The sequence below is a fragment of the Colwellia sp. BRX9-1 genome (assembly GCF_014077195.1).
In the GTDB taxonomy this organism is placed as follows: Bacteria; Pseudomonadota; Gammaproteobacteria; order Enterobacterales; family Alteromonadaceae; genus Colwellia_A.
In genome coordinates this window covers 52271-75059 of sequence record NZ_JACGVM010000005.1, presented here as the reverse complement: position 1 = coordinate 75059, position 22789 = coordinate 52271, and the positions used below count along the sequence as shown (strand labels likewise).

Below are 22789 nucleotides of genomic sequence, written 5' to 3'. Positions count from 1 at the left end.
AACAATACAAAAAACAAAAGCTGAGTAAGATATGAACAAACAACGTAAACAATCAGCAAAACCTAACAATAAAGGCAGTATTCGTATTATTGGCGGATCACACCGTGGCCGAAAGCTGCCTGTTTTAATGGCAGAAGGTTTAAGACCCACCACAGATAGGGTAAAAGAAACCGTTTTTAATTGGTTAATGCCTTTTATTCAAGACAGTCTCTGTTTAGATTGCTTTGCTGGCTCTGGTGGTTTGGGTTTTGAGGCATTATCACGAGGGGCAAGCCATGTTAGCTTCGTAGAATTAAACAAAGCGGCGGCTCAGCAATTACTTGAAAACCAACGTTTACTGAAATCAGCTAATATCTCGATAGTAAATAGTGATGCGCTGAGTTTCATTGAAAAAAATATCAGCAAATTTGATATTGTCTTTATTGATCCGCCTTTTCGCAAAAATTTAGTTGAGCAAACGGCCAAACGATTAGACCAACATAGTTTGGCTGACAACGCATTGATTTATATAGAAATGGAAAGTGAACAAAATAACCAACAGCTGCCCATGAACTGGACACTATTAAAAGAAAAAATAGCCGGACAAGTCGCTTATCGTTTATATCAAAAAATGTAACCTTCGTTTATCGCTGGGAGTTAACCTTAAACGCCCCCAGCTTAACATTATCAATAAAACGCTTACTGCTTAGGTTTAAGCTTTAAGTCATGAAAATCAAAGCTAAAATCGGTTGCGCGCGACACAGCTTGCATTGTTATCTCGTTAATTGAACCATCCGGATTCAGATTAAAATTAACAAAAGCATCGGCTTCCAAGGTTCTATCATCCCAGCGCACAATAAAAGTATTATGTTGATAATGCTCTAATACACCGCGCAATGCCGGTGTATGACCAAACTGCATGCTTAAAGCATTATTTGCATAGTTAATCGCAATATCACCGTACCAATTATCTTGATAGGTTTGTGCATAAGCTTTTAAAGGTAAAGAATGACGTGAATTTTTATCAACATTACTGGCGGCTTCTGCTAAACGATTTTTTTCTGCACTTTTTCGTTGCTCACTCATCGTCGCATAGAAATCCACCCAGTCTTTTTCAGGCAAGTCTAAATATTCATTTAATATTTGATGATAAATCGCATTAAAAGCATATCCCGATTGCTGATTGGTTAAAATAACCATCGCTAAGTTTTCTTCTGGAACTAAAACAACTTTAGAGACCATACCTAGAATGCCACCACTGTGATGAACTAACTTTACACCGTGATAATCATTTAAAAACCAACCTAGACCATAACCAGAAAAATGGGTTTTATCATTTTTTGTCGCGGTAGCTGATACCGGTAATATTGTTCGCATTTGCCACATGTTGTGGCTTTGACGTTCACTAAAAAGTTTTTTGTTATCACCGTAAACGCCTTGGTTTAACTGCGCTTTGAGCCATAAAGACATATCATTAACACTTGAGGCAACAGATCCCGCTGAAGAAAACTGCTCTAAGAAGTTACCACCAACCACATTTAGCTTGCCATCTAACGGAACATGAGCACGAGCAACATTTTTGTTGTCTGTTGAAATCAGTGAAAACTTTGCTTTAGTATTCTTCATCCCTAACGGCTTAAAAATAGTTTCTTTAATATTTTCTTGCCAAGTTTTACCGGTAACTTTTGCGATGATCTCACCGGCAATAACATACATTAAATTGTCGTAAGCGAACTCACTGCGAAAGCTTGAAACCTCGGGTAAATGCTTTAAGCCTTTAATAATATCTTTATTGGTTAACGTTGTACCTGGCCAAATCATCAGGTCGCCTGCACCTAGGCCTAAACCACTGTTGTGTGATAATAAATCGAGTAGGGTAAACTCGCGAGTCACGTAAGCGTTTGGCATTTGAAATTCAGGGAGTATATCAATAACCTTTGTTTGCCATGTTAATTTCCCTTGATCCACCAAATTGGCTAATAACGCTGCGGTCATCGCCTTAGTGTTAGAGGCAATACCAAAAAGAGTATCGCCATTAACCTTATTATTTTTACCATATTCAGTTAAACCGAAACCTTTACTCATCACCACTTTATTATCTTTAATAATAGCAACAGCAACACCAGGCACTTGAAAAGTATTCATTGCCTTATTAATCGATTTTTCGATATTTTGATTTTTTTGTTCAAGCGTATTTGCAGGATTACCAAAAGCTAAAGAGGCAAATAGATAGGCTACCGTCATCAAAATAGTGTGGAATAATTTCATCTTTTATCCTAATTGTTTAGTTATTCTAATTGTTTAGTTATTCTAATAAGTAGATTGTGCATCCTAAGTAATTTCAATGCCTAAATTGGATAATCCTTCTTCAAGAACCATCGCTTTAATTTTAATACAGGTTTCTTTATTTTCAGGAGAATCTTTTAGTGCGTAATAGAGCTCATTTTGCGTATCAAACTCCCACTCCATTAATGGGTGTTGTTCTATTTCTTTAGTCGTAATGTCACTGTCGTCATTAGCGTCTCTTTGATCAGCGATCATCAGTTCAACATAATAAGTTACGCTATTCTCTGATAATCGTGAGACAATTTCAGCGCCTTCTACCTCTTTATCTTGCATCGCCTGTAAAAGTGACATTGTTGCCATAGTTGCATCAATGGCTGGAAATACCCCAAAAAAATCAAAACCTTCTGGATCGGGTATTTGTGGCTCCAGTTTATTTATTTGTGCTTCATAATTTATTTTACAACGATTATTTTTATCAAGCCACTGCCAGATAAGCTCTAATTGATTACGTAATACTGAAAATTCACCAAAATCTGCATGTTCAGAAAAAACTTTATAATTGGGGATCATTCGCTCTAATAATGCAGCAGAAAAAGCGATCTGTTGCCATTGACTTAAATGGGAAAAAGGAAGTTGAATAGCCACTGTACTCTCCATGGAAAAGTTTAAAAAATGAGTATATCCCAAAATATAACATTACGTTTATTTAGATATAAAAAAAGAGCCATAAGGCTCTTCTCTTTAAAACCGTTAAGCGATTACGCTTCAGCAGTTTCTTTAGCAAATTGTATTTGAATAGCCGTTACTTTTTGCTCACTATCAGATAGATTGCGTAATTGAGCTAAACGATTAATCTGACCAATCGATCCTAACATCGCATGAATAGGAATAAATAGACCTCGTTTATGGAAATCTAAAACTTTAGCTTCGCTAAGTTCCTGAAGTTTTTTCTCATTAATGCCAAATAAACCAACCAGTTTTTTATTTTCGCCGGTACTGAAATTAATATGCAATTCTAATTCTCGCAATAAATCATTTTCAGCTAATTCAACCATGAATCGTTCAGTCATCGTTTCATTTTCATATAAACGGCCTAATGATTCTTGAACGTTTTTATAAAAATCGGTAACCAAACCTTCAGCGTCAAACAAGGCATTATCTTTATCATCGCCTACATAAGCACTGTCTAAATCGATATAAGTCGTTAACGTTTTTTCTTTATCTGGGTCTATACCTAAACCAAACGGCATCATAGATGCACCGTGTGGTAAGTAAGTACCAGTCCAACGTTCATCTTTATAGTATAAGTTTTCGCCAGCTTCTAGTCCTAGCATAACGATACTGCGGAAGCTTGAGCCCTCAGGCTGTTTAACTAAGAAGATAGGAAAGCTGTTAGCGGCTTTGGTATATTCTGCTGCGGTAATTGGAGCAATGTGTTGCTTCTCAATATGTTCTAAGCCACGTTTAGTAGTAACTTTTAAATTCTGGTGTTGATCTTTTCTTACTGGAACGACGTTAGCCATAATAATATTCTTCTCTTTAATGCATGCGCTTTTCATTTAAAAATTTTAGCGCTTATATAATGTTATAAATAGTTATGGTGCCAATAGGGAGAGCTTTCAATGGTATATAAAAAAAAATGTTCTTTTTATTTAAATATTAAATCACTTTTCACTCTACACAATAAGTCAGCTATACTTTTGTAAAGAATATCAAATAGCTAATACTTCCTTATTATCTAAAGAAAATAATGTAAATTTAATGAAAAACTTACTCATCACCCTATTTTTTGCTGTATTAATATTGTTATTAACAAATATCGTCCATGCGAAGCCAAAAACAAAAACTATTTATGGCCGTAATTTAGACGGATTTGCACAGGTTAAAATAAAAAACAACACGACTGAAAACCTTGCCTGTTATGTTGCAATCGACGGGTACAAAATTAAATTTCGATTACAGGCACTTCGTGAATCGAAATGGTACACCGCCACAGATAAACGTTTTCAATACCGTAGCTTTAGTTCTTGGTGCGACTACTTAACTTTATATCCCGAATATTTAAAATATCAAACTTTTTAATTTTTGATAGATGCAGATAATAAAATATATAGATCCCACTTAAATATAGCAAAAATTAGCGCTAAAAAACTAGCGCTAATAGTCAACTATTGGCTAAGCTTGAGCATTTAACGAGCTCTGTAAAGCTTAATAAGGGCATTCGTTGAGCCATCCATATCTAGCGTTTCACTGGGGTCAGTTATTTTTGTTAGTACTTTATTACCCAGCGACTTGCCTAATTCAACCCCCCATTGATCAAAAGAGTTCACTTTCCAAATAACCCCCTGCACAAACACTTTATGCTCATACATAGCAATTAAACTGCCAAGCACCTTAGGTGTTAACTTTTCAAATAAAAGCGTGTTACTGGGTTTATTACCCTCCATAACTTTATGTGTAGACAGCTTTTGAATCTCTGATACATCACAGTTCGCTTTTTTCATTGCCGCTTTCACTTCTTCGAGACTTTGCCCCGCCATTAAGGCCTGACTTTGACCAAAACAGTTAGACGCCAGCATGTCATGATGATTCCCCATCTCGTGAAAGGGGAATAACGGCATCAAAAAATCAACAGGAATAGGGGTTTTGCTTTGATGAATAAGTTGATGAAACGAGTGCTGACCGTTGGTCCCTTCGCTTCCCCAAATGATCGGCCCAGTATCATAAGACATCGATTTATTATCAAGTGAAATAGATTTTCCGTTACTCTCCATATCCAACTGTTGGATATAAGCCGGTAAACCCCGTAAATAATGGTAATAAGGTAATAAAACCTGTGATTGCGCGCCATGAAAATTTCGGTACCAAATACCTAATAACGCCAAAATAACCGGGAGGTTTTTTTCAAGTGGCGCCTGGGTGAAATGTTCATCCATTTCAAACGCACCTTGTAAAAAGTCACGGTAATGCTCAAAACCTATCGCTAAAGCTAAGGGTAAACCAATCGCAGACCAGACCGAATAACGTCCTCCCACCCAATCCCACATCGGAAAAATATTATCTTTATCTATACCTAATTCTTGCGCGGCCTCAACATTAGACGACACACAGGCAAAGTGATGTTTAACGTTTTCGGTGGTGGCAGTAGCAACAAACCAATCACGTGCTGTTAGGGTATTACGCAGTGTTTCTTGGGTAGTTAATGTTTTAGATGACGTAATAAAGAGCGTCGTTTCAGGATTGACTTTAGCAAGCACATCATGAATGTGACAACCGTCAACGTTCGCAATAAAATGGACGTTTAACTGGCTTTGTTGATAAGGTTTTAGTGCCTCTGACATTATTTTAGGTCCAAGAAAAGACCCGCCAATGCCAATACTAATCACATCCGTAAATGCTTTGCCGGTATAGCCTACTTTTTTACCTGATGAAATATCATTAACAAAAATTTCGAGCTTAGCCAGCGTTGTCTGTATTTGTGGCATCACATCGACACCATCAACATAGACAGCGTTCCCTGAAAAGTTACGTAACGCGGTATGTAATACCGGACGATTTTCAGTGGTATTAATCGCTGAGCCATTAAACATCTGAGCACGCTTATCGACTAAACCGGATGATTGTGCCAGATTCATGAGTAAGTGCATGGTTTCATCAGTAACGCGGTTTTTCGAATAATCGAGCATTATTCCCGCGCCAGAAAGTGAAAAATTATTAAAACGTTCCGTATCTTGCGTAAATAAATCGCGCATTTGTACCGGTACGTTTTTATTATAATGATTAACGAGTGACTTCCACTCTGGGGTGCTTGGTAACATACCCGTTATATCCTAATTTAAAAGAGGAGACTGACTACAAAGTCACATGATAGCGTAACCTTTAGCTATCGGTCATATTTATACGAAAAAATCATTATAACTGATTAGGGCGTTGGCTTTAAATACCCTAAACATGCATCAACTTCTTCCGTTGAGCCCATAATCACCGCAACACGTTGATGAATATGCGATGGTATGATTGTTAAGATACGCTCGTGTTCAGTAAAAGCTTTACCCTGAGCATTTTCAACAAGCATGGCTAAGGGATTGGCTTCATACAACAAACGTAATTTAGCCGGTTGCTGAGCATTTTTAGTATCGCTGGGGTAGCAAAAAATACCACCACGAGACAAAACACGATGAACATCACCCACCATAGCGCCATTCCAACGCATGTTATATTTTTTAGCGCGCGGGCCTTCATTGCCTAACAGTAAAGCATTAATGTAATCGGTAAAGCCCGATGACCACTGAGTAAAGTTTGACATATTGACCGCAAACTCTGCTGTCTGTGTCGGTATTTCCAGTTGTGTGGTGGTCAGTAAGTAGCAGCCTTGTGTTCTATCTAAGGTATATAAACGCGACGGACCGCCCGTGGTCAACGCCAGCATGGTCGAGGGACCATATAACACATAGCCCGCACATACTTGCTCGGTTCCTTGTTGAGCAAATTGTAATTCGCTGGTTGCCGGAACGTCGTCTTTGGCGCGATAGATGGTAAATATTGTGCCTATTTGACCATTAATATCAATATTAGAAGAGCCATCAAGTGGGTCAAAGGCGACAATGTAAGGGGCACCTTCGGTTGCCGCAACCACCGAGTCTTCCTCTTCAGACGCAATGGTTCTAACGCGACCACTCTCTAACAACATATCTTTAAGTAACTGATTACTGATGATGTCTAATTTTTTTTGCGTTTCACCCTGAATATTCTCATCTAAGGTAGAGCCCAGCACATTTGACAATGCGCCTTGTCCCACTCTAAAAGAAATTTCTTTGCAGGCTGTTACAATGGTATCAATTAACAGAATAAGTTCAATATCAACCTTATCGTTTTCTAAACAGTGAACTAAGCGTTTCATAAGTCTCCCTTATACCGATTAAGGCAATTAAGTTCTTTAAATGAAAGGATTAAACGCTCAGCCATCGACAATTCGACTTTACGTAACCAGACACGTGGGTCGTAATATTTTTTGTTAGGACTATCGTCACCCGTAGGGTTACCTATTTGGCTTTGCAGATAAGCTTTATTGTCTTGATAATAGTCAGCAACCCCTTTCCAGCTTGCCCACTGTGTGTCGGTATCTATATTCATTTTGATGACACCATAACCAATAGCTTCAGTGATTTCTGCTGGTGCAGACCCTGATCCACCGTGAAAAACAAAGTTCAGCGCGTTATGTCCCAAACCATATTTTTCGGCGACAAAGGCTTGAGAGTTTTTCAATATCTTAGGCGTTAATTGCACGTTACCAGGCTTATAAACACCATGCACATTACCAAAAGAAGCCGCAATGGTGAATGAATCACTGACACGACTTAAGTGCTCATAAGCATAAGCAACATCTTCGGGTTGGGTATAAAGTAATGAAGCATCAAGGCCAGTATTATCGACACCGTCTTCTTCGCCGCCTGTAAAGCCGAGCTCAATTTCTAAGGTCATACCGATTGCTGTCATGCGTTTAAGATAACGAGCACAAATATCAATATTTTCGACTAATGTTTGCTCAGATAAATCAATCATATGCGAGCTAAATAATGGTTCACCCATTGTTTTAAAATGTGCCTCGCTGTGCGCTAATAAGCCATCAATCCAAGGTAAGAGCTTTTTAGAAGCATGGTCGGTGTTAATGATGACAGGAATATCATAAAACTTAGCCACGGCTTTAATATATTTTGCCGCGATAACACCGCCTTCAATGGCGGCATCCATAGGTGAAAGTTTATGCCCTTTACCAATAAAAAAAGCCGCACCCGAATATGATAATTGAATAATAATAGGTGAGTTTATTTCACTGGCCGCTTCGAGTGCTGCATTAATAGAGTTAGTACCAATGACATTAACCGCAGGGTAAGCAAACTTATTTTTTTTAGCATAATCAAAAAGCACGCTAACATCTTCACCGAAGACAAAACCACTCTTGACGAGATCTGATAAACTCTTCATATTAATTAATTCCTTGGGCAGTTAAACAAGCAGCTGTGATCTTAGACCATTGCCCCGATTCTACCCAGTTAGCATCAGCAATCCAAGTGCCACCGACAGCAAATACATTGGTTAATGCTAAATATTCATCTTGATTACTCTGCTTAATTCCGCCAGTTGGGCAAAAAGATATATCTTTAAAAACTGACCCCATAGCTTTTAAAAACGGAGCACCTCCAGATAATGAAGCAGGAAATAATTTGAGCTCGTTATAGCCAAATTCCTTTGCTAAAAGTATATCTGCCGTATTAGATACTCCAGGAAGTACAGGAACCGTACATTTAGCTAAAACAGTCAGTAATTGACTTGATACTGCTGGCGTAATAATAAAATCACTACCCGCATCGAGTGCTTGCTTTAAAACATTAGCGTCAAGCACCGTACCAGCACCTACTTTTAATTCGGGTAGTTCTTGCTTAATGGCTTTTATAATATCAAGTGATGCTGGCGTTCTCAGTACCACTTCAACTAAACCAATACCTGCGGCGGCCATAGCTTTAGCAATATTAAGTCCTTGTTCAACATTGTCTGCTTGAATTATAGGTAGCAGAGTCTGCTTTCCCATCAGTGTGGAAAATGATTTCATGAATGATCCTTATTAAATTTTTAGACTAATTCGAGTTGAGTTTTAATAAACCGATTAAACTCATCTGCTGGTGCAATAGCACCTCTATGTTGTATTACAAAGCCAGCGGCTTTTGATGCTAAGGAAATTGAGTCATTTACTGAGTACCCCTCAATACGAGCACCAAGGTAAACGCCATTAAATGAATCGCCCGCAGACGTTGTATCAACCACATTTTCTACTGGGGTGATGGCAAATTGAGACGTTTCGCCGTCAACGACAACTAAAATGCCTTGCTCGCCATTTTTTATGATTAATTCAGTTAAGCCAAATTGCTGACAGTATTGATTAACTTCTTCAACGGTAGTCATACCAAATAATTGCTGAAAATCATCAACACCAGGCAAAGATAAATCTGATTTTTGTAAGGCTAATTCAAACTGATCTTGAGCTTCTTTGGCGCCACTCCACATACGAGGACGGTAATTAGGGTCAAATACAATTTGTACTCCTGCGGCTTTTAATTGATCAATTAAAAGCCAGAATGCTGCTCTAGCACTTGGCTCAATAACAGCCAAAGAAATACCGGAGAAAAAAAACATATCTCCTTTTGCTAATTGACTTATCACTTCATCATCAATGTGTTGCATTACTTGGCGAGCAGCAGAGTTTTCACGCCAATAGGTGAAACTACGTTCACCTTGCTCATCAAGTTGAATAGAGTATAAACCTGGGATTTTTGTTGTCGATTTAAACACAAAATCACAGCCAATATTTTCATTCTCAAAGTATTGGAGCATATCAAGGCTAAATGGGTCTTGACCAACAGCGGTAACTAAATGCACGTTCATGTCAGTAAAAGTGCGTTTTAGGTAAACAGCTGTGTTAAAAACATCTCCGGCAAACGATTGTTTCATTAGAGTAGATGACTGATCTTGTGCAGCAGGCATCAATTCAATCATACATTCGCCGAATAAATAAATGTTCTTCATTTACATAGCCTTATTAATTTAATTAAAATTTATCCGGTAACTAATTACCGGATGATTACATGCTTAAGCTTTAGGTTTTAATGGTTCTATTTTGGGAATAAGAATCCAAACAGCGGCCATTGCAATAATAGCTAAAGACGCACCGATAACAAAAGCAGGGGTGTAGTTACCATCAGCAGTTAAAATAGGCACTAACGCTGTTAAGCCTAATGCGCCAAATTTTGCCGCCATGCCTGAAAATCCAGCGAGTGTACCTACAGATTTTTTACCAAAAAGGTCACTAGGTAATGTTTGAAGATTACTGATAACGGTTTGGAAGCCAAATAAGATAACAGCCATAATCATTACCGCTGTAGTGGGTCCACCAGGGCTTGCCATCGCTAATAGTGCTGGCAACATAATCAAACAACCCAAAGTAATGGTTAACTTACGAGTTCTATCAATATTCCAGCCTGCCTTTATACGATTCTGTGCAAGAAGACCACCAAACCAAGCACCAAACATAGCACCCACATAAGGTACCCATCCGTAGATACCAATAGCTTTAACATCCATGCCATACACTTCGTTAAGGTAAATAGGGATCCAAAAAACAAATAGCCACCAAATAGGGTCAATAGCCGCTGAAGCAATAATTACGCCCCAACTTTCTTTACGTGACAGTAATTCACCCGTACTTGGGTTATATTCGTCTTCCGTTGAAGAATCATCAACATTAGTATTTCGTTGACCCGTTAAAATATATGCGCGTTCTTCATCGGTGATCCAAGGATGTGATTTAGGTGGCGCCTTTACCAATATAATCCAAGGAATAAGCCACAATAAACCAACCAAACCAATAACAACAAAGACCATTTGCCAACTGAAATAAACGGTCAAATAGGCCACTAACGGAATAGCAATGATACCGCCAATAGCAGCACCAGAGTTGAAGATACCTTGTGCTAAGGCACGTTCTTTTGTCGGGAACCAATCGGCATTACTCTTAGCTGCACCGGGCCAGTTTCCAGCTTCCGCAACACCTAATATAGCGCGAAAAATACTGAAACTCAGTACACCCTGTGCAAATGCGTGAGCGGCAGTGGCAAGAGACCAAACACCAATAGATAACACAAAGCCTAAACGAGTACCGATCCAATCAAATATCTTGCCAAAAATTGCTTGACCAAAAGCATAAGATAAAATGAAAACCATGGAAATATTTGCATAGATTTGTTTTCGTTCAAAAGCTGATTCATCAGGAAATAAATCTTCAACGATGTCTGGCCACAATACAGCAAGTGCAGATCGATCAATGTAGTTAATTACGGTTGCGATTGCGATTAACGTAATAACCCACCAACGGAGATTTTTAAGTTTCATTAGCTGCTTTCCTTATTGTGAATATGATCAAAAGCACCTTCTTCGACAAAATCTTCCCGAGCAGGGCTAAAAGTATCAATTAAAATTCCACCGGTATGGCAAGTCGCACCATGGTCAGCATGGGGTGGTATCATACAGCTATCACCTGGCTTTAATATTTTAGTTACACCATTAATGTTAAAGTGAAATTCTCCTTCAACAACATAGGTTACTTGAGAGTGCCGGTGAGCATGATTGTAACCAATGGCACCTTTTTCAAACCAGATCTTAACTGCCATCAACTCATGGTTGTAACCCAACATTTGACGCTTTAAACCGCCGCCTATATCTTCTATTTCTGTTTCATTACCAAATGAAAAATTTTCACTTTGACTCATGGTTGACCTCTATTTTTTAATTTCGAACAATTTAAAACGGCCATCAAATTTATATTTTGAGCCATTAAATGAAAATGCATTGCGTTGATTTTTTTCAGTTGCATTAAACGCTAATAGATAATGTTTATCGCCACTAAGCATGATTTCTACCACATCAATATCATCAATCTTTTGATGTGATAATGTTTCAACACTGCTTACGGCTGCGATGGTAAATTCTTTTGATGGGTTATATTCGCCATGCGGCTCTAATACGCTAACAAAGGTATGATTCTTAGATTTTGTTTTACGGTTGATAAAGGCATTTTCGTTACGTAAGTTAAAGAGCGGATCGTTGGCTCCAATCTGAGTAAAGATTAAGGAAGCATCACCGTCCATAACGATCGAGTTTGTGTAAAACCGACCATTATCATTTAACCAAGTAATTTGAGATAAGCCAGCCTTGGGTTGAGCTTGTGCTTTTAACCATAAGTGTTGATAGCCATTTTCTTTGCCAAGGACTGGCAAGCTAGTTAAATGGGTGTTTAAGTCAAAGCTTGTGCTAATTAAATGACCTTTGTAATGGACAGGTAAATCATACTGATGTGCTTGCTTTGACATAACATCAAAAACATCAACAACCAATGATTGTTCCTGCTCTGGCAGTTTTATTAACGCTATGGTGCGAGTTAATGAAACACCGTCATAAGCACTATTGATACGTGCAGAACTGATCGTCACATTAGTATCTTTTTCAAAAAACACCAGTTTAGGGTAATTGGCATTACCCACGGCAACATTGGCATTAAAATGTGATTTTTCGTCAACAACAACGGTGTTATGCGCAACAGTTTGTTTAGCCCATGTTTGGTTTTCTGGCAAATATCGCCCACCAAATTTAGCTTCAACATTTAAAAATCGAGCAGCGCCGTAATCTGAGACTATCTCTTCACCTTTATCATAAAATTGCCAAGTCAGTTTATCAAAATGTCCATGACCTAAACCTTGCGCGGCGGGTTTAAACAGTACCGCTTGTTCTCCACCAACATTTTGGCGCATGATCACTAAGGCACCTTGCTCGCCATCGTTACCATCACCAAAGGCAACCGACTTAAATTTATAAGGCGTAGCTAGATGATTATCTAAAGCATTTGCCACTTTTAAACCGTCGCCAGTTAATAAAATCTGTTTCTGCAGGTTAGCAATATCAAGTAAACCTGTGTCTTTTGTAAAACCATAGGCTATGGCAACACCATTAACTAACTCAATAGTATCGATACCCTTACTTTTAATCGCATCATTAATTGGAAAGAATAAATTGTTGTAGCTTAATTGTATCGTCGTATCAATCGCTTTTAATACGATTCCATCACGGTATTCAAAAATTTTACGTTCAGGTTGATTGGTTTGAATAGCCTTAGCAAAGGTAATAAACGGCAGTAACGCAAAACGTTGGTAATAAGGACCTTCATTGTAATAACCTGCGGGAGAGAAAAGCTCATCTAACTGTCTTAAAAATCCGCCCTTGCCAGATTTATCTAAACCATAAAGCGCTTGTTCTACCCAGTCCAACTCACCTAATACATAACCTGTCATACCAACAGCAGCCGTTGTCCAGGTACCATGGTTATGAACTTTATTGAATGTTTCAGGAGAATCGACAGATAAAAATTTTACAATAGGATGAAATAGCCCTTTTTCAATGGTCGATTTTTCAGCAGATGTTAAAGAAGGTATAATTAAATCGTAAGCTTGACTGGTATATACCAACCACATCGCTTCGTTTAAGCTTTGCCAAAAGAGTTTACCTGGGTTTTGTTTACCCATTTTTCTTTTTGGATGCAAAGGTAAAGTAGGGTAGAGCTTTGCATACTCAAGCAACATGTCACGTACGTAATTTGCATATTTTTCATCTTGCGTTAATTGATAAATAATCCCTGCATCGTACATCAATTTATAATTTTTCTTATGGCGCTCATGGGTATAACCGCCGCCGCCATCTTTTGGTAGAGGTACAGTTATCACTTGTATTATTTGCTTATTAACTAATAATTTATTAGCAACAAAAGCTTCGGTAAACTGTCCATTTTGTTCAATAGCACCACGCATATCAGCGACATCCGCAGTGGTAATAACAAGATTAGGGCTCGTATATGCCATCACCTTATTACTTGCCAGTACCGCGGTAATCAGCATGGAAATAAGAAATAGCCCCTTTTTTGCTGAACACCATATTGGTGAATAAAATGACATTGGATTAGAAATTTTCATAGAGAAGCTCTTAGTTAGATTGCTTGTTGTTTAATAGCACAGCGGTATGCGGGCCTGCGGCATGTAGCTCTTTCACATTAGGCGCTGCTGTACCCTTAAAGTTATTATCATTTATAGCTGTTTTGGGTTCGCCTACGGTATGTTCAATAATGATCTCAGCAGTATCAGTAAAAGTATTATTGTCGATATTGGTAACCTGTACACCGTGCAAGTAAAGACTCGATCCAGTTTTATTACGCTTACCATTACCACTATTGTTAATAGCGTTTTTATACATCGCTAAATGAGGACCAAAAGTACTTTCGTCAGTGCCACCTCGATATAAGTTAACTAAAGCACCTTGTACATTATCAAAAGTGTTATTTTTTAAAATGACATATTCCGCGTTATAAATACCTAAGTCTTCAATTTCTTTGTTTAAGCGAAGAAAATCACCGGTGATATCGGTAAATTGGTTATTAGTTAACTCAATATAATCAGCAAACGAACCATTACCCGCGTCAAAAAAATGAAACGAATGATTAATATCAAGTCCACTCACCTTGCTATTACGCATAACAAAACGGTAGTTATAAACCATTCCCCATTTCTGTGAACGAACTAAGGTATTACCTGAAGCATCGGGACTGTTGCTACCATTTATATTCAAGCCATCAAGAGTTAAGCTACCTCCATCAGAAATTTGAAATAAGGTAGAACGCTGAAAAGTTACCTTAACCATGCCTTGATTTTGCGCTTTAATCGATACCGTTTTATTAATATCAATCATCTTTCTAACATCGTAATTTCCATCAGCCAATATAAGGACATCGCCATTACTTGCTGAAACCACAGCATTAAATAAAGCATCGTCTTCTGCTTTAACATTAATAGTATGACCCGATTCAAAGGCAACTAAGCCATCAGTTTTCTTGTACCAACTTGGACCTGTTGCTGATTTTAAAACGGGTGATAAACTCTTTTTAGCTCCCTTAGCCAAAAGTTTTTTGTCGGTAGGGTAAAGCAAGCCATTAGCTGCACGCTTAAGCTCAATATTCTGTTGGCTAATACCTGATGCTAGCTTTTCTAGCGCGACAGTATTTGCAATATTGCCTTTAAATTTAATGCCACTTACATCGTCAAATAGCGTAAAAGGTTGTTGACCATTATCATTAAAAATTAAGTTGTTTTGTACTTTAGAGTTAATTGGTACCGCACTTCTTTCTTGGTCGCTTCCTGCTGCTAGCTGAATATGATCAACATTAATTAAAGAATTATTTTCAATTAAAGCGTTATCAACTTGGTGATATCGATTAATAGATGAATTAGGAACGCCATTCATGACAGTAAAGCCACTGCCAAAACGATAACCGGTTAGTCCTTCAAGATAATTGTTACGAATAATTTGTTCTTTATTTATTACTCGAATACCACCGGTATGGTCAACGCCATTACCAAAGAAGACATTTTCTTCTATGATATTGCCATTACCGTGGCGTAAGGTCAGCGTACCTCTCGACTCAAAAAAGACATTATTACGAATTTTATTTTGTCCTGATTTAACTGATATTATTTCTACTTCACCATCACAGCGATCAAAATAATTATTTTCAACTAAGGTGTATGAATTTGATAATGAATAATGGCTGGTGCCAATACGAAGAGTTTCGCCACCATTAGAGCCAAGAATAGGGCGAGGGCCAAAATAGTTATGATCTATTTTATGATGATTCTCTTGACTATCTACTGTATCTAAACGAACAGCAAGAGTTACCCCTTTATTACGTTTACCGGTGAGGTAATTATGATCAAAACGATTATATTGACCATAAATAGCCACCCAATAGTCAGACTCACGCTTATCAGGATTACTGAAGTTATCAATAACAACTTCTGTTACCCGTGAATGATAAGCTAAATTTTCTTTATTACTTCTAAAAGCGACAACAGCACTACTAGGCGTATAACCATTTTTAAAAACTAATCCTGAAACGACTAAATGCTTACCAGACAACCTCAAATTTGATTGCCCAGTCAGGAAAACCTTACCTTTTGTTTGTGCCTTTAGTGTTATTGGCTTTTGTATTGTACCTTCGCCTTTAAACAAAATTTCAAAGTTATTCCATATGCCGTCAGACAAGATAATATTGTCACCCGGCTTTACTTTTTCCAATGCATTTTTATACGCCGTTTGATCGCCAACTAACCATTCTTTTGCCGCTAATTGGTTTGTTGTTAACATTAAGCAAAATGTTATGGTGAGACAACACAGTAGATAGGGTGATAGTTTAGTTTGCTGCATAAAATAACCTATGAAATTAAAGTGTAAAATTTAACGTTTTTACTAATAACTATTAAATAACGTCAACATATTGGTATTAATTGGATTTAGCTAAAATAAAAGTATCACTTCCCTTTACATTTCGGGCTTATCCAACGCCATTACTAATGTAATAAAACAGCTCACATCGTACTTCTAACTAACAATCGATTTAATTTAACTGATATCAACAGCCATTGTCAACCAAATCACATTACCAAATACCGTCCAATTGGTAATAATTAAAGTTGAATTTAGCGCTAGACCTTTATACAGAAGTTATCTTTACACCTAGACCAAAACATTAATAAACAGAAAATTCCTCACCTAATAGTTTTGCCATAAGCGCCAGAAGGCTATATGATTAGTTATATAGGGCATCACTTTATTATATTTAGCTAAGGAAAATAATATGAGCAGCAACCGCAGGCTATTTTGGGGTATTGTAGATAAAATAGAGGCTTTAATTGATTCTGAAATTTACACCGCAGGCAGTCGCTTACCACCAGAAAGAGAATTAGCTGAAACATTTAAAGTGAGCAGACCAACGATTCGAGAGGCAATAATTGCCCTAGAAGTTCGTGAGAAAATTGAAGTTAAAACAGGTTCCGGCGTTTATGTTTTAAAACCGGTTAACCAATTATCGGGCTTACACAAGCAAATTAATGCTTTTGAGGTTACTCAAGCTAGAGCATTAATTGAAGGTGAAGTAGCAGCGATTGCGGCAACAACCATCACCGAAGATGAATTGGTTCGCTTACATCAAACCTTAGTTGATATGGAAAACAGTCAGTTTATTGCTGCCGCTGATAAAGAATTCCATCAAATTATAGCCAATGCTACCCGTAATAGTGCGATGATTTTAACCGTACAAAATCTTTGGAAGCTTCGCTCATCAACACCAGAAATTATTAAAGATTATGACAGTGTTTGCAGTAAAGATAATTCAAAAACACTTGCAGAGCATAAAGCGATCTATCAGGCATTAAAATTAAGAGACGCTCCTCAAGCAAGGCTTGCTATGCACAGTCATTTTAACCGACTAATAAACGCCTTATTTGATGCCGTCGAGTCGAGAGCGTTAGAAGAAATAAAACAAAAAAACAGTGAAAAGCGTGGACTTTATTCAATTCCTCACTCTAACGATATTTAATTAATTATAACTTTATATCAGGTAAAACATAAAAGGCCTCTTTAATAGAGGCCTTTTATTTAACTATATCGTCAATCAACTCATCACTTAAAATCTAACAACAGTGCGGTCGCCTTACTAATAGCGTCATTATGCTAAAACAATATTCGTCACTTTAGCATGATATACATTGAAATTACTTCGCCAATTTAAGGAAGTAGTCAAATATTTCTGGCACGTTACCATTACCCATGTCGGCAGCAACTGCTGCATTTAGATTGGCAGAAGTACCTTCAGCAATTTGTGACACAGTACCAAGGTCTTTGACCATTTCTAAAAAGTAACCTAAATCTTTATTCGCATTAGCGATAGAGAAACCTAAATCACTTACACCATCTACGGCGTAGTTTTTACAAAAGCCCATAAACGGTGAGTTAGATGGACCTGTCGACATAATATCAAAAAGCTGTTGGCGGTCAACGCCAGCTTTATCAGCAACAGCAAAAGCTTGTGACATCGCTGTAACCGTAGTCATACCGATGAAGTTATTTATGAGCTTAGTCGTGTGACCTGCACCAAGAGCGCCAAGATGGAATACATTTTCACCTTGCTGTTCTAAAATAGGCTTCACTTTATTAAAAGTATCTAAGTCACCAGCAGCCATAATATTAAGTAAGCCATCTTTAGCATGAGCGGGTGTTCGACCTAATGGGGCATCAATCATCCCTGCGCCTTTCTTGGCAAGATCTGCACCAATCTTACGAGTAGATGCTGGTATAGAAGTACCAAAATCAATCAGAACAGCACCTTCTTTAATACCCGCTAAAATACCGTCTTCAGCATAAACTAGCTTTTCAACAACAACAGAAGTTGTTAACGCAAGCATTACTATATCACTACGTTCTGCGAGTTCTTTCGCTGAGGTGACTTCAGTAGCATTACCGCGAGCAATTACCTTAGCAACCGCCTCTTTATTTAAATCCATTACATTTACTTGAAAGCCACGCGTTTGTAAGTTTTCGACCATGTTGCCGCCCATAAGGCCAAGGCCGATGAAACCTATAATAGGTTTTGTCATATCTAACTCCTAAAAATATTATTGTTTGTTTATCTGAGTGCAACATTGCTCACTTTATCGATGGGCATGTTATTTTATTTGAGTATATTTAGCTAAATTATCTAAGCCCTAGGGTAATACTCGGTATATAAACCGAACACCGAACCTTATATTCAAGCGGTTAATAATTTCGGTATAAACACGGTATGCTTGTCTTGTGTCTATACAAACTTATTGCTTAGAAACACTCGAAACAATAAGGAACCATTAAATACTAACCAAAACAACAATAGGTGTCAACCAATCAATAATTATTGGTAATAGAGTTGGTTTAACTTATTAAAAATAATGAAGCTTATAGGTGTTACCCGTATTCATCTAAGCTATTTTATAGTTTAACCATTTCATTTATAACAGTCAGATAAAAACCAAGTATATGATTTAAATGCCCTTTAACTAAAATTTATTGTTAAATATATACTTATCATTATATGATAATTTATTATATTTTTAGCTCATACAAAGCGCTGAAGTTTTACAATAACGTTTATATTGTTACTAATAAACATCACTTTAATGGCTATTATCTAATAGATTAGTGTTGAATCAATTGTGCGCCGCCACCCGGTCAACCAATAAAAAATATATGGTTGATCAGCAAAAATTCAACCATAACCTATCTAGACCATTACAATATATAAACTACACTCCTTTATATTTTATTAGAATATAAAAGATACATATAAAAATAAAAACATTCGTTATTACTAATGCACAATAATCGACCAAAAACTGTTTATTCAATAACTTACAAGACAAAACAACAATAAACAAACAACCTGGTAACCAACGAAGCGAATATTGGTATACCAATTTACACATTTTTACACTTGTTTTGTATAACCAAAAGATTGACCTTTCCAATTTTTATTGTAACTATCTGTAGTAATTCCTTATCAGTACTAAGTAATTTACTTGTAAGGTGTTGGGGGTTTAGGGGACGACTTTTATAAATTAAAGATGTGGCTTTTGAGATGTTTACAAATCAAATTTCAAAAAAACTACACAGGGGAAATATATGAGACAAAAATTATCAAAATTAACATTAGCGATTCTTTCAGCTACCTCGCTGAATTTTGCAGCATCGGTAAGTGCACAAGAAGCTGAAATAGAACCACAAGTAAACAATGAAACTGAAATTGAAGTAATTCAGGTTACGGGTATGCGAAGCTCTCTAACGACTGCCCTTGCAGAAAAACGTGAAACAGCTAACCTGGTCGAAGTCATTATGGCTACAGATATTGGTAAGCTACCTGACCAAAACCTTGCAGAGGTTCTTGAAAACGTAACAGGCGTTCAAATCACAAGAACAGCTGGTATAGGTACTGGTGTTCAAATTCGTGGTAGTAACGCTAACCGTGTTGAAATTAATGGTGCTTCGACAGTCGGCTCAGGGTCTGGACGAAGTGGAATGAATTTTGAAGATCTTTCAGCGGCCATTATCGCGGGTGTTGAAATAACAAAATCACCAGAAGCTAAAACGACCGAAGGCTCTATTGGTGGCACGGTAAATTTACGTACTATTCGTCCTCTTGAGTTGACTGAGACATTAGGATCACTTCGCTTACAAGGTGAAGACAGTAGTTTAACCACTGATGGTGTTCAGCCAAGATTCTCAGGAGCATACGGAGATAACTGGGAACTTGACTCAGGTAAATTTGGATTTGTTATAAGTGGTAGCTACGCTAAACAAGAAGCTACGTCATTTCGTCCACGCGTTGACCGTGATGGTAGCCTTGTTGAAAATGTTAACGCTGACGTCTATAGAAGTGGCACATTAGAAGATCAAGCAACTAAAAGACCTGCAGCTCAAGATTTCGATTTTCTCGGCATTCAATTCCTTAATCAGGAATTAGAAAATTTTGAATATGAAACAACCAATATTGCCACTACTCTTGAGTTTGCCCCTAACGACAACACGAAATTTTTCTTTGATGCTATTATTACCAGCCAAGAGCGTCGTCAAGAAAGTACACGAGTACAAGGTTCAGGTGTTAGTAGTGTACTTAACTACACTTTACCTTCTCAGTTTGAAACAATAAACTTTGGCTCTCTTGATGGTGTAAATCTAGGCAGTATTCAAGCGGCTACCAGAGGCACAATTCAACCAATCAATTCAGTTGATGACGACGATCCAAACTTACGCTTTAACAGTGATACTGGTGCTCGTGTCACAGACACCGAAGTTTTTAGATTTGGTGGTGAATGGCAAGGTAATAACTTATTTGTAAGTGCTGAGTTGTCTACAGCAAATTCTGATACCGTTACCCCTTCATTAAACACTCAATTAAACTTTATTAACCCTAACCCACTGACGCCTCTTGATGGTTCGAGTAACGATAACAGTGTGCCATTTATTTATGATTTAACTGGTGACTCATTGGCATTTGGTATTGATTTTGCTTCTCCATTCGCACCAACTGTTGATGATTTACTTAATCCAAATAACGTTGTGCTAGATCAGGTAGACATAAGTAGAAGCTCTACAGATAATTCTGAAAATGCATTCCGCACTGATTTCACTTATTTTATCGATGAAAGTATGATCACTTCTGTTGATTTCGGTTATCGCTACAATGAAACAAAACATAGTGCAGTATCAATATCTGATCGTATTGGTGGCTTCAGCAAAATGGTTGATAGTCCAAACGGCGCTTTGTTTTCAGAACTTCTTGTTGCTGGTCCTAGCCACTTTGGTGATGCCGATGGTAGAGAACTAGCCCTTAGAAATTTTCTTATTGTTAATCCAGACTTAGCATTCAATGATCCAGACGGTGTGTTAGCGACCTTAGAAGCGGCTATTGTTGCTCATGGCGGTAAACAAGACTTTTCAAACCTGACACCTTCAGATACCGCAGCTTTTAAAATAAAAGAAGAAACGCATGCGCTATACGCACAAGCAAACTTTGAATATAAAATGTTCCGTGGTAATTTTGGTGTTCGTCATATATCAACAGATATTGCATCAACAGGTAATACAGTAGTCAATGGTGTTGCAACGCCAGCAACAAACAAAGGTGATTATAGTTATACATTACCTCGTTTGAATTTAGTTGCCGATGTAACTGACGATGTGGTTTTACGTTTAGGTTGGGGTAAAGACATTCTTCGTCCTAACTTTGGCGATTTAAATACCTCGGTATCATTTGGTACAAACGAAAATCAATCTGTCGAAATTGGTAATGCTGGTTTGGAACCTGAAGAAGTCACTTCGTTTGATCTTTCTGCTGAATGGTATTTTGCTGAGGCAGCAGTAGTTAGTATCGGCTATTTCAAAAAAGAACGTACTAACTTATTTGTTACTCAATTAGAAAGTGCAGCAATTGACGCAAACGGTTGGCGTGAACCTGGACCTACATGTGCAGGAGGCGGTATCTATAACCCTGCCGTTCAGCCTAATGCAATCGGAGATCCAAATACCACAGGTTTGTGTGTTGATGTTGAAACACTCTTTAATGATACTGCAACAACGACTCAATCAGGTATAGAAATGGCTGTCCAGTATGACCTTTCCAGCTTCGAAGAAGACTTAGGTTGGGCATCAGGTTTCGGCATTGTCGCCAACTACACCATACAAGAGTATAAAGGCGGTTCAGCTTTTTACACTTCAGCGTCACGCGGAACAGATATCCTTAATGCAATACAAGGTGTTTATGACGATGCAAACTTTGTCACGTATTCATCAGAACGAGGTTTACTTGATTTTTCAGAAAACGCTTACAATGTAGCTGTTTACTATGAAAAATTTGGTCTTTCAGCAAGATTACGTTATACGTGGCGTGATGCGTTTCGCACTGAAGATACTGCAGCGGGCGCTAGCCTTAACTCTACATTAGGCTTCCCTGTTGTAACCCATGACAGAGGACAACTTAATGCTAGTGTAAGTTATGACGTCGATGAAAATTTAAACCTTGGTGTTGAAGCTGTCAACTTAACAGAGTCAGACATTACACAGTCATGTGTTAATGAAGGGGCTATGTTATGTGCTCAAGGTATAACAGACCGTCGTATTACCTTTGGTATTAGCTACAAGTTCTAAGAAATAAAAAGCGCTTATTCCGTCCTATAGTCATATTTATTTGGATGTCAGCGCTGTAGGTAAAGCATCAATTAAGTCATTAATGAGAAAAATCTCGTTAATGACTTTTTTTTAAATAAAAATAGTGCTGTGATAACAACCAAGGTTATTGTAGAAAATAAAAAGTGCTTTTTCTAAAATTATAAAAGTGTAATGGGGGCTAAGCGGACTGTTTATTAAGACAAATTAGTGTCTACATTAGATGAAAGACCCTAACAATGAATCTATGACCAATAAAAAAGCGACCACTCAAAAGAGTAAGTCGCTTTATAATTAAGATCTCATATCTATTAACTAGATCTCAAACCTATTTATCGATAACAACAGT

General features: G+C 37.6%; 17 protein-coding genes. 4 read left to right on the top strand and 13 right to left on the bottom strand.

The genetic code is table 11. The annotated features are described in order from the left end of the window. Positions 1 to 31: 31 nt before the first annotated feature. The gene (rsmD, locus tag H4J76_RS06910) at positions 32 to 616 is read left to right on the top strand and encodes a 16S rRNA (guanine(966)-N(2))-methyltransferase RsmD (RefSeq protein ID WP_070375326.1); all 585 of its coding nucleotides are present in this window, start codon (positions 32 to 34) and stop codon (positions 614 to 616) included. Between the two features lie 62 nt (positions 617 to 678). Here the strand turns inward: rsmD and H4J76_RS06905 are convergent, their stop codons facing one another. The 3 genes from H4J76_RS06905 to H4J76_RS06895 all read right to left on the bottom strand — a co-directional run bounded on the left by H4J76_RS06905 (position 679) and on the right by H4J76_RS06895 (position 3788). After that, positions 679 to 2247 (bottom strand): serine hydrolase, encoded by a 1569-nt coding sequence (locus H4J76_RS06905; RefSeq protein WP_182222550.1) that lies wholly within the window; start codon positions 2245 to 2247, stop codon positions 679 to 681. Between the two features lie 63 nt (positions 2248 to 2310). After that, a complete protein-coding gene (locus H4J76_RS06900) occupies positions 2311 to 2910 on the bottom strand; it encodes a YjaG family protein (protein WP_182217821.1) in 600 nt (199 codons plus the stop codon). A 113-nt stretch (positions 2911 to 3023) separates the two neighbouring features. Further along, a complete protein-coding gene (locus H4J76_RS06895; RefSeq protein ID WP_182217822.1) occupies positions 3024 to 3788 on the bottom strand; it encodes a SapC family protein in 765 nt (254 codons plus the stop codon). Positions 3789 to 4026: 238 nt separating this feature from the next. On the opposite strand from H4J76_RS06895, the gene H4J76_RS06890 reads away from it, so the two are divergent. Further along, complete coding sequence (locus H4J76_RS06890) at positions 4027 to 4347, top strand: hypothetical protein (protein WP_182217824.1); 321 nt, start codon at positions 4027 to 4029, stop codon at positions 4345 to 4347. 107 nt (positions 4348 to 4454) lie between these two features. Here the strand turns inward: H4J76_RS06890 and pgi are convergent, their stop codons facing one another. From pgi to H4J76_RS06845, 9 genes are all read right to left on the bottom strand, one after another. Then, positions 4455 to 6083, bottom strand: a complete 1629-nt coding sequence (gene pgi, locus H4J76_RS06885) for a glucose-6-phosphate isomerase (RefSeq protein WP_182217826.1) — start codon at positions 6081 to 6083, stop codon at positions 4455 to 4457. Positions 6084 to 6187: 104 nt separating this feature from the next. Next, on the bottom strand, positions 6188 to 7165 hold the full coding sequence (locus H4J76_RS06880) for a class 1 fructose-bisphosphatase (RefSeq protein ID WP_182217827.1): 978 nt from the start codon (positions 7163 to 7165) through the stop codon (positions 6188 to 6190). Further along, the gene (fbaA, locus tag H4J76_RS06875) at positions 7162 to 8250 is read right to left on the bottom strand and encodes a class II fructose-bisphosphate aldolase (protein WP_182230305.1); all 1089 of its coding nucleotides are present in this window, start codon (positions 8248 to 8250) and stop codon (positions 7162 to 7164) included. Before fbaA ends, H4J76_RS06880 begins: the two co-directional genes overlap by 4 nt. 1 nt (position 8251) lies before the next feature. Then, positions 8252 to 8875 (bottom strand): bifunctional 4-hydroxy-2-oxoglutarate aldolase/2-dehydro-3-deoxy-phosphogluconate aldolase, encoded by a 624-nt coding sequence (eda, locus tag H4J76_RS06870; RefSeq protein ID WP_182217831.1) that lies wholly within the window; start codon positions 8873 to 8875, stop codon positions 8252 to 8254. Between the two features lie 20 nt (positions 8876 to 8895). Further along, positions 8896 to 9846, bottom strand: a complete 951-nt coding sequence (locus H4J76_RS06865) for a sugar kinase (protein WP_182217833.1) — start codon at positions 9844 to 9846, stop codon at positions 8896 to 8898. Positions 9847 to 9909: 63 nt separating this feature from the next. Continuing rightward, positions 9910 to 11208 carry an MFS transporter gene (locus H4J76_RS06860; protein ID WP_182217835.1) on the bottom strand — a complete coding sequence of 433 codons (1299 nt, stop codon included), beginning with the start codon at positions 11206 to 11208 and terminating at the stop codon, positions 9910 to 9912. Then, positions 11208 to 11585 (bottom strand): cupin domain-containing protein, encoded by a 378-nt coding sequence (locus H4J76_RS06855; protein ID WP_182217836.1) that lies wholly within the window; start codon positions 11583 to 11585, stop codon positions 11208 to 11210. Before H4J76_RS06855 ends, H4J76_RS06860 begins: the two co-directional genes overlap by 1 nt. 9 nt (positions 11586 to 11594) lie before the next feature. Next, positions 11595 to 13760 (bottom strand): heparinase II/III family protein, encoded by a 2166-nt coding sequence (locus H4J76_RS06850; protein ID WP_259367753.1) that lies wholly within the window; start codon positions 13758 to 13760, stop codon positions 11595 to 11597. 85 nt (positions 13761 to 13845) lie between these two features. Then, positions 13846 to 16116 carry a polysaccharide lyase 6 family protein gene (locus tag H4J76_RS06845; protein ID WP_404842432.1) on the bottom strand — a complete coding sequence of 757 codons (2271 nt, stop codon included), beginning with the start codon at positions 16114 to 16116 and terminating at the stop codon, positions 13846 to 13848. Positions 16117 to 16546: 430 nt separating this feature from the next. Here H4J76_RS06845 and H4J76_RS06840 point away from each other — a divergent pair, with 430 nt between their 5' ends. Continuing rightward, positions 16547 to 17287: a FadR/GntR family transcriptional regulator gene (locus tag H4J76_RS06840; protein ID WP_182217838.1), complete on the top strand. Its 741-nt coding sequence runs from the start codon at positions 16547 to 16549 to the stop codon at positions 17285 to 17287. A 175-nt stretch (positions 17288 to 17462) separates the two neighbouring features. On the opposite strand, the gene H4J76_RS06835 is transcribed toward H4J76_RS06840, so the two are convergent. Next, positions 17463 to 18344 carry an NAD(P)-dependent oxidoreductase gene (locus H4J76_RS06835; protein WP_182217840.1) on the bottom strand — a complete coding sequence of 294 codons (882 nt, stop codon included), beginning with the start codon at positions 18342 to 18344 and terminating at the stop codon, positions 17463 to 17465. A gap of 1057 nt (positions 18345 to 19401) precedes the next feature. On the opposite strand from H4J76_RS06835, the gene H4J76_RS06830 reads away from it, so the two are divergent. Beyond that, entirely contained in the window at positions 19402 to 22422 is a 3021-nt protein-coding gene (locus tag H4J76_RS06830; RefSeq protein WP_182217841.1) for a TonB-dependent receptor, read from the top strand. The last annotated feature ends 367 nt before the right edge of the window (positions 22423 to 22789 follow it).